This window comes from Chryseobacterium daecheongense (assembly GCA_027920525.1).
Classification (GTDB): Bacteria; Bacteroidota; Bacteroidia; order Flavobacteriales; family Weeksellaceae; genus Chryseobacterium; species Chryseobacterium proteolyticum.
The window spans coordinates 1,351,879-1,364,978 of sequence record CP115858.1 but is presented as its reverse complement, the minus strand read 5'-3'; the positions used below and the strand labels follow the sequence as shown (position 1 = coordinate 1,364,978).

General features: G+C 36.1%; 11 protein-coding genes. 9 read left to right on the top strand and 2 right to left on the bottom strand.

All coding sequences use genetic code 11. The annotated features are described in order from the left end of the window. The first annotated feature begins 21 nt into the window (after positions 1-21). From PFY10_05975 to PFY10_05965, 3 genes are all read left to right on the top strand, one after another. Entirely contained in the window at positions 22-999 is a 978-nt protein-coding gene (locus PFY10_05975) for a hypothetical protein (GenBank protein ID WBV57988.1), read from the top strand. 41 nt (positions 1,000-1,040) lie between these two features. Continuing rightward, the gene (locus tag PFY10_05970) at positions 1,041-1,655 is read left to right on the top strand and encodes a deoxynucleoside kinase (GenBank protein WBV57987.1); all 615 of its coding nucleotides are present in this window, start codon (positions 1,041-1,043) and stop codon (positions 1,653-1,655) included. Positions 1,656-1,746: 91 nt separating this feature from the next. Next, positions 1,747-2,097, top strand: coding sequence for an arsenate reductase (glutaredoxin) (locus tag PFY10_05965; GenBank protein ID WBV57986.1), 351 nt, complete (start codon positions 1,747-1,749; stop codon positions 2,095-2,097). A 50-nt stretch (positions 2,098-2,147) separates the two neighbouring features. On the opposite strand, the gene PFY10_05960 is transcribed toward PFY10_05965, so the two are convergent. Both PFY10_05960 and PFY10_05955 read right to left on the bottom strand, forming a co-directional pair. Continuing rightward, complete coding sequence (locus PFY10_05960; protein ID WBV57985.1) at positions 2,148-2,453, bottom strand: DUF493 family protein; 306 nt, start codon at positions 2,451-2,453, stop codon at positions 2,148-2,150. A gap of 40 nt (positions 2,454-2,493) precedes the next feature. Continuing rightward, positions 2,494-3,171: a DUF4197 family protein gene (locus PFY10_05955; GenBank protein WBV57984.1), complete on the bottom strand. Its 678-nt coding sequence runs from the start codon at positions 3,169-3,171 to the stop codon at positions 2,494-2,496. A gap of 376 nt (positions 3,172-3,547) precedes the next feature. Here PFY10_05955 and PFY10_05950 point away from each other — a divergent pair, with 376 nt between their 5' ends. The 6 genes from PFY10_05950 (at position 3,548) to PFY10_05925 (ending at position 13,015) form a co-directional block, all read left to right on the top strand. Next, positions 3,548-6,388, top strand: a complete 2,841-nt coding sequence (locus PFY10_05950; GenBank protein WBV57983.1) for a SusC/RagA family TonB-linked outer membrane protein — start codon at positions 3,548-3,550, stop codon at positions 6,386-6,388. A gap of 4 nt (positions 6,389-6,392) precedes the next feature. Next, on the top strand, positions 6,393-7,868 hold the full coding sequence (locus tag PFY10_05945) for a RagB/SusD family nutrient uptake outer membrane protein (protein ID WBV57982.1): 1,476 nt from the start codon (positions 6,393-6,395) through the stop codon (positions 7,866-7,868). Positions 7,869-7,941: 73 nt separating this feature from the next. Further along, on the top strand, positions 7,942-9,327 hold the full coding sequence (locus PFY10_05940; protein WBV57981.1) for a beta-glucosidase: 1,386 nt from the start codon (positions 7,942-7,944) through the stop codon (positions 9,325-9,327). Positions 9,328-9,383: 56 nt separating this feature from the next. Then, positions 9,384-10,085: a prolyl oligopeptidase family serine peptidase gene (locus tag PFY10_05935; GenBank protein ID WBV57980.1), complete on the top strand. Its 702-nt coding sequence runs from the start codon at positions 9,384-9,386 to the stop codon at positions 10,083-10,085. A gap of 76 nt (positions 10,086-10,161) precedes the next feature. Next, positions 10,162-12,492, top strand: a complete 2,331-nt coding sequence (bglX, locus tag PFY10_05930) for a beta-glucosidase BglX (protein WBV57979.1) — start codon at positions 10,162-10,164, stop codon at positions 12,490-12,492. 109 nt (positions 12,493-12,601) lie between these two features. Further along, positions 12,602-13,015 carry a hypothetical protein gene (locus PFY10_05925; GenBank protein WBV57978.1) on the top strand — a complete coding sequence of 138 codons (414 nt, stop codon included), beginning with the start codon at positions 12,602-12,604 and terminating at the stop codon, positions 13,013-13,015. Positions 13,016-13,100: the final 85 nt, after the last annotated feature.

The window sequence follows — 13,100 nt, the reverse complement described above, 5'->3', positions numbered from 1 at the left end:
AATCATATTAGTAAAAGAACATTGAAATTATTACCCCTGATATTTGCTTTTGTTTTCTGCTCAATTTCTGCGCAGAAGGCTTTGCCACTGGATACCTTGAAATTAAAAGAAGCAAAAGACCTTTTTGCAGACGATTACGGAAATTTGTATATCTATAAGAATAAAGATTTCAGTTTAACCAAATATGATTCTTTAGGAAAGCAGATTGGGAAAATGATGCTTACGGTACCATTTAAAATCCAGGGGGTTCAAAATCCACTTTCAGTTCCCTTGTTTTCAGAAAATGCCCAGGAATTAAAGTTTGTAGATCAGAATCTCAATGAGATCCAGAGAATAGATTTCAAACAGAAGTTTGCATTTATAAAAATAGCATATGCAGAAGATCTTCAGCAGATATGGCTTTTGGATGAGAGCTCAAAACGTCTCATTCAGTACAATTTCAGAAATGATACCACAATAAATTCCTATCCTTTTGATGCAAGCTTTGATGATCTGATGGATCTTCTGGTTTATGAAAATAAAGTATATATCCTGACAAGAAAGCATTTCAGGATCTATAGCCTGAAATTTGAAAAACTTACAGAGATTCCCATAGAAAACGGGAAACGATTCAGAAGGGAGAATGAGTCTGTTCTGATCATAACTAATAATTCAATTCTTAAATATATTCCGGAAAAAGGGTTGGTGAAAATTTTTGAAGATCCTGATGCACAAATTGTGGATAAAAACACGCTTGCTTATTTTGAAATCAAAGCGAACAACCTTTATCTTTACAACCTTGAAAAAATTAAACAGGCAAAACAGGAGTCTGAGCCTGAACCTGGAAATACAGAAAAACCTGTTCAGAAGACACCAGAGCAAACTGGAGAATCAGCGGACAAATCATTAGAAAAGGTTCAGGACAAGTTTATTAAAGATCAGTCTGTGGAAAAACCTGCAGATACTACGTTGAAAAAGCTTCTTGAAGAGACTGCAGAAGTTCAGACTGTTGGTATTTAATAATTTTTTCATGGACATCAATAAATAAGGGAAAATAGAATATGCACATTGCAGTTACAGGAAATATCGGAGCTGGAAAAACGACATTAACGACGATGCTCTCCAAGCATTATGGATGGGATGCACAATTTGAAGATGTAGACCATAATCCTTATCTGGAAGACTTTTATGCAGATATGAGCAAATGGAGCTTTGCTTTGCAGATTTACTTCTTAGGAAGCAGGTTCCGCCAGGTAAAAGAAATAAGAGAAAGTGGAAAGAATATCATTCAGGATCGTACCATTTATGAGGACGCCCATATTTTTGCGGAAAATTTAAATGATATGCACTTGCTTTCGGACAGGGATTTTAAAAATTATCAGGATGTTTTTAATTTAATGAAATCTTTTGTTTCAGCCCCCGATTTGTTGATCTACTTAAAATCTGATGTACCCAATCTGGTTAAAAAGATCTATAAAAGAGGAAGAGAATATGAAGCCTCGATCAGTATTGAATATCTTTCAAAATTAAATCAGAAGTACGAAAAATGGATTTCCAATTATACCGAAGGTAGATTGTTGGTCATTGAGGTAGATGATCTTGATTTCGTTGAAAAACCTGAAGATTTTGGGTTTATTCTGGAAAAAATTGAAGCTGAACTTAATGGATTGTTTTAATTAACAATACTTTAGGATCTTTTAGGATTGATGTAACTTGGTTTTTATCTAAATTTGTTACATACAAGTTTAATTCTTTATATTATTAAATATGTTAGTTAAGGTTTTACATAATGGAAGTTGTTCAAAATCAAATGCTGTTTTAGAGTATCTTGATGAGAATGGAGTGCCGTTTGAGATCATCAATATTGTGGAGGACCCATTAAGTATTTTAGAGTTAAAAACAGTTTTAAAAAAACTCAACCAGAGTGTTTTTCATCTGATCAGAAAGACGGAAAAATTATATCTTGAAAAATTTGCAGGGAAGAATTACTCAGAAGAGGAATGGTTGGAAATATTGTCTAAAAATCCTTCTTTAATTCAAAGGCCAATCTTAATAAAAGGCTCAGTCGCTATGCTGGGAAGGCCTATAGAAAATGTAAAATATTTTATTGAGAAATAAACCAGAATGAAATAATAAGAAAAGTCAGCTTTCGGCTGACTTTTTTATTTTTATAAAAGGATCACTCCTTCTATTTTTCCAACTTCTTTATAAATATTTACGACCTGATCAGCGTCTAAGACAAAAGCATTGATATTGCAGGCTGTATATTTTCCATTTTTACTTTCTCTGTTTCCAAGCGTAAATTTAATGCCGTCAAAAACCTTATATATTTCTGTAAGTTTTGCCTGATCTGTAGGAATTATAAATTTAAATAAATAATCTTCCGGAAAGTCGTGGTGACCTTCCAGTTTTTCCTTTAAAGAATTATAAAATTCTTCAGGATTCGCGTGTTGATTTCCTTGAATGATATCCATCTAACAATTTAATTTATATATAAATTTAACGAAATTTTTTCTATTTTCCAAGTGGACCTAACAGGGCTTTGGAGTTCTTTATTTCGTAATCTTCAATGATATTAAACAGTCCGTTAACCAATTGTTCAGAGGCCAGCTTACTTAATCCTCCCGAATTTACAGTATTGCTGTTTCCACCCAGTAGGTTACCCAGGAAGTTACTTCCTGCCAAGGCTGTATTAATCGTTTTTACAATACCATACCGGTTAAGCTGTTCATCAACCTTTGGAGTAATAGCAGCCACAAGCTGATCCGAAGTTTTTTCCTTCAGAATTAAAGTAGCTGTACCTTTTTCTCCCTGAATAATCCTCGTTACATCCTGCGCATTCAAACTGTTAACTGCATTCTGAAGAATTGGTTTCGAAATATTTACAGTGTACGAAGCTGCTTCTGCAACATATTCCCTTTCCTTAGCAACCAGTGAAGGGGAAATTTTCTCCAGCATCGAATTGATATCTCTTAATTCTTTTGGTAACGCTTTATCCACCAGATTATTTTGTAGAAATGCATCTTTATTGCCATAAATATTCATTCCTTTATCGATTCCGTTCAATAAAAACTTTTTAATGATGGATAATCCCAGATCAGTCGTCGCAAGACTTGTGCAGGATTGCATAGAAGTTGTGATTACAGTAGCAGTTCCTGCAACTAATGCTATTGCCAGAATATATTTTTTCATTGATTTTTATTAATGGTTGAATTTTTCAAATACCGGGCCAAAGGTAAACAGGAAAATCTGTTTAACAAAATATTAATTTAATGTTAGCGATTTGGGGAGTTATTCTGTAAAACCCCTTTAATATTCATTGTAAATTAAATGTTAAATTAAATTTATTTTTAATGATAATGCGTTAAAAAATTGACTTTTCACATATGATGTGTGATGTATCCGGTTAATTTTAGAATTATTACCATATATTAACAATGTTTCATATATTTTTATAATTTTGGATTAATGTCTTTTTTTGAGAAATACAATATTAATTTAATTAAAGACAGCTTTGCAGTTTAAAAATCTGCTAAGAAATTTGATTGTACGAAATAAAATTGACTATATGAAACAAAGTGATTTAAAGTATTCATCACTCATTGCCGTATTGTATTTTGGTATGAACGTGAATGCGCAGGTAACTCCTAAAGATACTGTTCCTAAAGAACAGAAGATCGAGGAGGTAGTAATGATCGGTTATGGTAGCCGTAAGAAAGTGGATAATACCACATCTATCAGTTCCATTAGTGCTGAAGAGGTAACCAAAACAAAAGTTTTAAATGCTTCGCAAGCCATTCAGGGAAAAGCTGCGGGTGTACAGGTTATTGCCTCTGATTTACCAGGATCCACACCTACAGTGATGATTAGAGGGCTTGGTACCGTAACCGGAGGAAGAACTCCTCTTTATGTAGTGGATGGAATGTTTTTGTCCAATATTAATAATATCAACTCTAATGATATTCTTACCTATGATATATTAAAAGATGCTGCAGCATTGGCTATTTATGGTAATAGAGCAGCCAATGGGGTTATTATTATTACAACAAAATCAGGTAAGGGTAAACTCAATGTTACTTACGATGGTTTAGTGGGGGTAAGAACACCTTTAAAAACTGTTAGTATGGCGAATGCCTCTGAGTTTGCCAATTATAATAATATTGCATTAGGTACCAATAAATTTTCTTCTAATCAACCGGTAGATACAGACTGGTTTAAAGAGATTACAAGAACTGGAATGTATAACCAGCATAATTTATCAATTTCAGGAGCTTCTGAATCGGTTAAATATTTCTTTAGTTTAAGTAACTATGATGAACAGTCAATTCTCAGAGGGACAGACTTTAACCGTGCTACCATCCGGTCAAATAATGAGTTTAAAATTGCCAAGGGTATTACATTATCTCAAAACTTCAGTGTAGCCTTTACAAAAACTACACCTAAACCTCTGGATGCTTTTACCACCGCTTATAAACAATCTCCAATAGTTCCTGTTCGCTTTCCGTCAGGTCAGTTTGGAGTTCCATTTGTAAATGCAAATGGAGTTGTGGATTACTCCGGATCAAAATTTAATGATGTTGGTAATCCTGTAAGTCAGCTATTTTTTAACAATGAAAAAAATAAAAACACACTATTACAAGGAGGTTTAAAATTAGATGTTGATATCCTAAAAGGATTGAAATTTACTTCCCAGTTTAATGGTGAATATTCTAACTATAAGGCATACAACTTTACTGATGCTTTAGGAGTTTGGCTGGCAGCCGACCCTACGAGGGTTGCAAGTGGGTATAATGCCTCGGATCCGGTAAATACACTTTCAAATACAAGAGAAGATTATTACAATTGGGCTCTAACAAATTATTTGACCTATAATAAGAAGTTTGGAGTTCATGATATTGAAGCAACAATTGGTACAGAAACAACTGTGAGAAATGGTATTGATCAACTTATTGTAAAAAGAAAGAACTTGCTTTTAAATGATCAGAATTATTGGAATTTAAATGGAACTGATTATGTAAATAATGTACAGAGTTTAACGTCCATCAAATTTGACAGAAATACAACGACGTCTTATTTTGCCAGAGCTCAATATAAATTAATGAATCGTTATTTATTAAGTGCAACAATAAGAAGAGATGGATCATCTCAGTTTGCAGATGGGCAAAAGTGGGGTACATTCCCTTCGTTTGGAGCAGGATGGGTAGTATCCGAAGAAGACTTCATGAAAGATGGATTTTTCAATTTGTTGAAACTTAGAGGAGGCTGGGGTAAACTTGGAAACCAGAATGTTCCATTAAACTATCTTCCGCTAAATTCCGGCACTGCGTATAACTACGGGTTTGGAAATGCAAACAATGTAAGTAATGGAATTACTGTGAACAAAGGCTATGACCCTGTTCTTGGTTGGGAGGTAACTGAGGAAACCTCTGCAGGAATTGATTTTGGTGTATTGAATAACAGATTGACAGGAACAATCGATGCCTACAATAGAGAAACCACAAATCTTATTCTGGGAATCACAAATTATATAACCTCTGGGCAATCTGAAACATATTATTCGCATGTAGGCGCTGTAAGAAACAGAGGTCTTGAATTTTCATTAAATTGGGCTGATAAAATAGGGCAAGATTGGTCTTATTCAATTGGTGGAAATTATTCATTAAACCAAAACAGGCTGACCAGAGTAGATACTCAGAAAAATATTGCTCAGCTTAGTGGTGGAGACCTTGGTAACGGACAGTGGACAAAATTATTTAATGGAACTACGGTTGGACATGCATTGGGAAGCTTTTATTTATGGGAATATGATGGAGTTGACGCCAATGGCAATATGAAGTATAAAGATCTTAATGGAAATGGGATTACGGGGTCAGCAGATGCTGGTGATAGGAAATATTTTGATTCATACATTCCAAAATCAACTTTGGGTATCAATGTTTCCTTAACATATAAAAATTGGGATTTTGCTGCTAACGGTTATGGAGCTTTTGGATTTAAAGTTTATAACGGTAAAAAAGCTCAAAGGATTAACGGCGAAAACATTGAATCATCAGTTGCCAACGATTATTGGTCTGCTTCTAATCCAAATGCTTCTAATCCAAGACCTGCAACAGGTATTCCTATTGCCTCCACCTATTTCTTAGAAGATGGAGATTATTTCAGAATTAATAACATCACCATAGGGTACACAATTAAGGATATTGCTAAATATGTGAAATCCATTAAGCTTTATGTAAGTGCTATAAATCCTGTAGTATGGCAAAAATATTCAGGATACTCTTCTGAATTGTCAGGGTATAGTGCTTCAGATGCACAGGCTGAGGGGAATCCTTATAAACTAGCTGGGGTTGAATTAAATTCTTACCCTACATTGAGGTCTTTTGTATTTGGTCTTAACGTAAACTTCTAAAAAAATGAAAAGAAATAAAATATTACTCGTCTCTTTAATGTTATTAGGATTAGGGACGGTTACACAAAATTGTAGCGACGATTTTATCGACGTTGCCCCTTCTGAATCAATGACGATTGGTGATCTGGACAAATTCAACAATGATAATGGAGCAACTTACTTCGTAAATTCAATTTATGCTAAATTTTTAGATTGGAATATGAGTACATTTGCCTGGATTGGTGTCACATCTATTATCTCCGATGATGCGGATAAAGGGTCCAGCCCCGGAGATGCAGGATCAGATAAAGATATTCTGGATGCTTTAAACATCACAGCCACTACGCCTTCTTTTAAAGAATTATTTGCTTCAAATTATCAAGGGATCAATAGATCTAATCAGGCTTTACAGTATATTCCTCAACTAGATAAAGCTGATCCCGCATTAAGGAAAAGGCTAATCGGAGAAGCTAAATTCTTAAGAGCATTTATGTATTTTACTTTGGTAAGATCCTTTGGTGGGGTTCCTTTAGTAGATCATGTACCTGTCCAAGGGAATGAAAACGATAAAAAGATGCAGCTTACAAGAGTAAGTAAAGAAGAAATCTATGCCTTTATAGAAAAAGATCTAAAAGATGCTATCGAAGCACTTCCTGACCGCACAACATATACAGGGACAAATGTAGGAAGAGCTTCTGTGGGAGCTGCGCACGCTCTATTGGCAAAAGTGTATCTTTATCAGAAGAAATGGCAGTTAGCAGTCGACCAAACAAATTTAGTTACTGGTTATTCACTTACACCTAATTTTATTGATATTTATAAAGTTTCCGGAGAAAATAATGCAGAGTCCATTTTTGAAATTAATGGTTCCGGGAGTGATAACGGCAGAGCTATTCAGCAATATTCCCAAGTTCAGGGTGCCCGTGGTGCAGGAGGCTGGGGTTGGGGTTTTGCAACTCCAACTCAGGGATTGTATGACGCCTACACTGCTGAAGGAGACACAGAGAGAAGGGATGCAACAATTATTCATAGAGAAATGACTTTGTATGATGGACGGTTTGTCCCTGCTACTGTAGAAAATAAATTCTATAATTACAAAGCTTACTCTTCTGATTATACGAGTCAGGCCTCGACAGATGTTAATATTCGTTATCTAAGATATGCTGAAGTATTATTAATTAAGGCAGAAGCATTGAATGAATTAGGACAGACCAGTTCTGCCATTCCATTGTTGAACCAGGTGAGACAAAGAGCTAATATTGCGAATACAACAGCAACTTCTCAAGCCGATGTAAGAACTGCAATCTGGAAAGAAAGGAGATTGGAACTGGCTTTTGAACACGACAGATGGTTTGATCTGGTTCGAACAGGGCAAGCAAAAACAGCAATGGCAGCTGATGGGGGAAAAAACTTCATTGTCGGGAAGCATGAATTGTTTCCTCTTCCTCAGGACTTTATTACTGAGGCAGGTGGCTTATCAGCTCAAAACCCAGGTTATTAATTCATTATAATACAAATAGCCAAAGTTTAGCTTTGGTTATTTTTTTAATTAACTCTATGTAAACGTATATTTTATGAAGTTAGGAATCATTTCTATTCTGGCAGTGGCGTCATTATTTTCCTGTAAAAATGCCCAGATGGGAAAACAGGAAATAGTAAAAAAAGAAGCTGTAAAAAGTACTATGAGTGATGAACAGCTGATGGACAAGGTTCAACGGGATGCTTTAAAATATTTCTGGGATTATGCAGAACCGAATTCTATGTTGGGAAGAGAACGTTATCATGAAGATGATATCTATCCGGATCATGATAAACATGTAATAACTACAGGTGGATCAGGATTTGGCTTAGCTACAATATTGGTCGGAGTGGAAAGAGGTTTTGTTCCCAGGAAAGAAGCGGTGAAAAGATTGACGCATATGATGGATTTTCTTGCTAAAGCAGATCGCCATAAAGGAGCATGGTCTCACTGGATCAATGGAGAAACGGGCAAAACAGTTCCTTTTGGAAAAAAAGATAATGGAGGAGATTTGGTGGAAACCGCATTTTTAACTTCAGGAATTTTAATGGTCCGTGAATATTTTAAAAATGGGAATGATGAAGAAAAAGCTCTGGCAAAGAAATGTGACGAACTATGGAAAGGAATTCAATGGAACTGGTATACCAAAGGCGGAGAGAAGGTTTTGTATTGGCATTGGTCTCCGGAATATCAGTGGGAAATGAATTTTCCATTAGAAGGATATAATGAATGTATGATTACTTATATTCTGGCGGCATCTTCTCCAACCTATTCAATTGATGCAGAAACTTATTATAAAGGATGGACCAGAAACGGAACTTTTCTTTCAGATAAAACGAAATACGGTCTTCCGATGTATGTGAAGCATAACTCTGCTGAGGAGTATGGCGGACCTTTATTCTGGGCACATTATTCATATATCGGGTTAGATCCCACCGGCCTTTCAGATAAACTGATTAAAAATTATTTTGATTTAAATAAAAACCAGGTCCTTATTGATTATAAATATTGTCTGGAAAACCCAAAACAATGGAAAGGATATGGTCCGGATTATTGGGGGCTTACGGCAAGCTATTCCAGAAATGACGATGGAACTACCGGATACAACGCTCATTTTCCTCAGAATGACCATGGGGTTATTTCTCCAACTGCAGCTTTAAGCAGTTTTCCCTATTCACCGAAAGAATCAATGGACTTTTTAAAATTTATTTATATTAAAAAACCTGAATTCGTGGGTTCAGCAGGACCTTATGACGCGACATCTATCCATTATAACAATTGGTTTACCCCAAGATATCTTGCCATTGACCAGGGAACAATTGCCCCGATGATTGAAAACTACAGGACAGGATTTTTATGGAAGCTGTTTATGAATGCTCCTGAAATTCAACAGGGTTTGAAAAAATTAAGTTTCAAATCTGAAAAATATGGAATCAAATAAAAGATAAAAAATGGACTTTGTTCCCATTTATAATAAGTCAAAATCTCACTAACAATATGAAATTAAAACTTAGACATGCTTTGTTTCTGCTTCCGCTTTTTTCTTTACAGATCAATGGTCAGGAGATCAAGGCAGAACTCAACAAGGAAATCAAAAGAACAGAAAAGATAGCTTATATTTTGGACTATCCCCAAAAAGTAAAAGGAAATCTTCCGTTAATTGTTTTTCTCCATGGATCGGGAGAAAGGGGAACTGACCTTGAAATGGTAAAAGCCCATAGTCCCTTTACCTATAAAAATCTGATCAAGGAACCTGTCGCTATTTTAGCTCCTCAGTGTCCTGCAGATAGCTGGTGGGATACCATTACCGTTTATAACCTGATTAAAGAAATCCAGAAAAAATATAAAATCGATGCTTCCAGGATTTACCTTACGGGGCTTTCACTGGGAGGTTGGGGAACCTTAAAACTGGCAATGGAGCATCCTGAAATGTTTGCTGCTGTAGTCCCGGTATGTGCTCCTACAGATCAGATTATGACAGCAAATGTCAATCGATATAAAGATCTGAATATGAAAATTTTTCACGGTGGAATGGATGACATTGTTTTGCCTGAAAATGCGTTCAGATTATACCAGAAGTTACATCCGGTAAACCCTGGTGCGGAATTAATCATATTCCCGAATGATAATCATAACTCCTGGGACTCAGCTTATTCAGACCCCGGATTATACGAATGGATGTTGTCCAAGAAGAAGTAAGATAAATAATAACGAAAAGTAAGAATCCGGATTAAGAATCTGATGTTCACAATTACTATTAAAAAATGAAGATAAAATGAGTAAAAAGTTAGTTTTAATAGCTGCGTTAGCACTTTCGCCATTGTTTTCGGCTCAGGAAATGGTTACAAGACCTGTTCAGTCCTACCAGACGGCCCAATATCAGGCAAAGAAAAAAGCCTTTGTAGATCAGCTTTTGTCAAAAATGACCTTAGATGAAAAAATAGGACAGTTGAATTTACCAAGTTCGGGAGATTTTACCACAGGATTGGCTCAAAGTTCCGACATAGGTAAAAAAGTAGAACAAGGTTTGGTCGGTGGACTATTCAATATAAAAGGAGCGGACAAAATAAAAGCAGTTCAGAAAGTTGCGGTAGAAAAGAGTCGATTAAAGATTCCGTTGATCTTTGGAATGGATGTTATTCATGGTTATGAAACAACTTTTCCTATTCCTTTGGGCTTGGCAGCTTCATGGGATATGAACCTTATTCAGCAATCTGCGAGAGTTGCCGCAAGAGAAGCATCTTCTGATGGAATTAACTGGACATTTTCCCCAATGGTGGATATTTCTCGTGAACCAAGGTGGGGGAGAGTCTCTGAAGGTTCGGGAGAAGATCCTTTTTTAGGCAGTGAAATAGCCAAAAATATGGTATATGGCTATCAGGGGAAAGACCTTTCTGTGGGCAATACCATTTTAGCGTGTGTAAAACATTTCGCATTATATGGAGCCGGTGAATCAGGGAGAGATTATAATACCGTAGATATGAGTCATGTGAGAATGTTCAATGAATATTTCCCTCCTTACAAAGCTGCTGTGGATGCCGGAGTTGCATCAGTAATGGCATCATTTAATGAAGTGGACGGAGTTCCTGCAACCGGAAACAGATGGCTTCAAACAGAGGTTCTGAGAAATAAATGGAATTTCAAAGGCTTTGTGGTAACGGATTATACCGGAATTAATGAAATGGTAGATCATGGAATGGGAGACCTTCAGCAGGTTTCGGCTTTAGCTTTAAAGGCCGGGGTTGATATGGACATGGTAGGAGAAGGTTTTTTGACAACCCTTAAAAAATCCTTATCAGAAGGAAAAGTTACACAGGCTGAAATTGATATGGCCGCTAAAAGGATTCTTGAAGCCAAATATGATTTAGGATTGTTTGATGATCCCTATCGTTACGGCAGTGCAAAATTAGCAGCAAAAGAGGTTTATAACCTTGAAAACCGCACGATTGCCCGAAATGCCGCTGCTCAATCAATGGTTTTAATGAAAAATGACAATCAGGTTCTTCCATTGAAAAAAACGGGGACCGTAGCAGTCATTGGTCCTTTGGTAAACAATTCTTTGAATATGGCAGGAACCTGGAGCGTCGCAGCAAAGCATGATCAATCTGTTGCTTTGATGAAAGGTCTTCAGGACAATTTTGGAAAAGAAGTAAAATTTATTTCAGCAAAAGGAGCTAACATTGATTACAGCGCTAAATTAGAAGAGATCTATGCAGCTCATGGAAAGAAAACAGATAGAGATAACCGTTCAAAAGAGGTGCTTTTAAAAGAAGCTGTGGATGTTGCCAATAAAGCGGATGTCATTGTTTTAGCCATCGGGGAATCGGCAGAAATGAGTGGCGAATCTTCTTCGAGAACGGAAATCACCATTCCACAGTCTCAGGTTGATCTATTAAACGAGCTGAAGAAAACAGGAAAACCTATTGCAATGGTGCTTTTCACGGGTAGGCCATTAGCCCTTACGAATGTAAAAGATGTTCCTGATGCCATTCTGAACGTCTGGTTTTCTGGTTCTGAAGCAGGAAATGCTATTTCTGATGTATTATTTGGAAAAGTGAATCCTTCCGGTAAATTACCTATGACATTCCCAAGAAGTCTCGGACAGGTGCCTATTTATTATAATGCTAAAAATACAGGACGTCCGTTAAGTCAGGATCTTGTTGATAAATGTGAGTACCAGCGATTCCGTTCCAATTATATGGATGAGTGTAATACCCCTCTTTATCCGTTCGGCTTTGGTTTGAGCTATACCCAATTCAACTACTCTGATCTTACCGTATCTGATCCTAATCCGAAAGGAAACCAAACGGTTCAGGCCTCTGTTACGGTAACCAACTCAGGGAATTATGACGGAGCAGAAGTCGTACAATTGTACATCCGCGATATGGTAGGAAGCATTACAAGACCAGTAAAAGAATTAAAAGGATTCCAGAAGGTTTTCCTTAAAAAAGGAGAATCTAAAAAAATTACTTTTGATATAACACCGGAAAGCTTAAAATTCTATAATGGGGATTTAAAATTTGACTGGGAACCGGGAGAATTTGATATTATGATCGGAACCAATTCAGAGGATGTAAAACACTCTAAAATTAATTGGAGCAAATAATTTTAAGCCATTCATTTTGAATGGCTTTTTTTGTATCTTAGAATTAAATTAACTAATACCCTATTTTTGGCATACTTTTTACCAATCTGAAAACATTAAAAAATTAAATATGAAAAAAACAATTTTACTTAGCGCGATGTTCCTGGGTTCTTTCACTTTTGCACAACAAAAAGCTCCGGTTTTAGGAGGGGATAGAGATGTCCATGGCTGTAAAGGCTCTGCGGGTTACACTTACTCACAGATTAAAAATGATTGTGTACGGGTTTTCGAACAAAAAATCAAATTAAAAGAAGTCGGCTCGGATAAAAGCTATACCACAATGACCGCCGTTATTTTTAGCAAAAATATGAAACAGGCGGAAATTTTTATTCCGGATGGGAATGCCAAAAGTATTATTCTGGAGAGAGAAGGGAAAGGAAACATCTGGAAAAGTGGAAAACATATAAAAGAAAGCTATGTCCTGGTTCCTTATAAGAAAAAAGGTTATCAGATCAAGAAAGATGATGTTGTTATTTACCAATAAATCAGGAAGGCCATTCGAAAGAGTGGCCTTTTATTTTGATGCCAGAAATGTTTACCATTATGGAAAAAAGTTACGTATTGGTTTT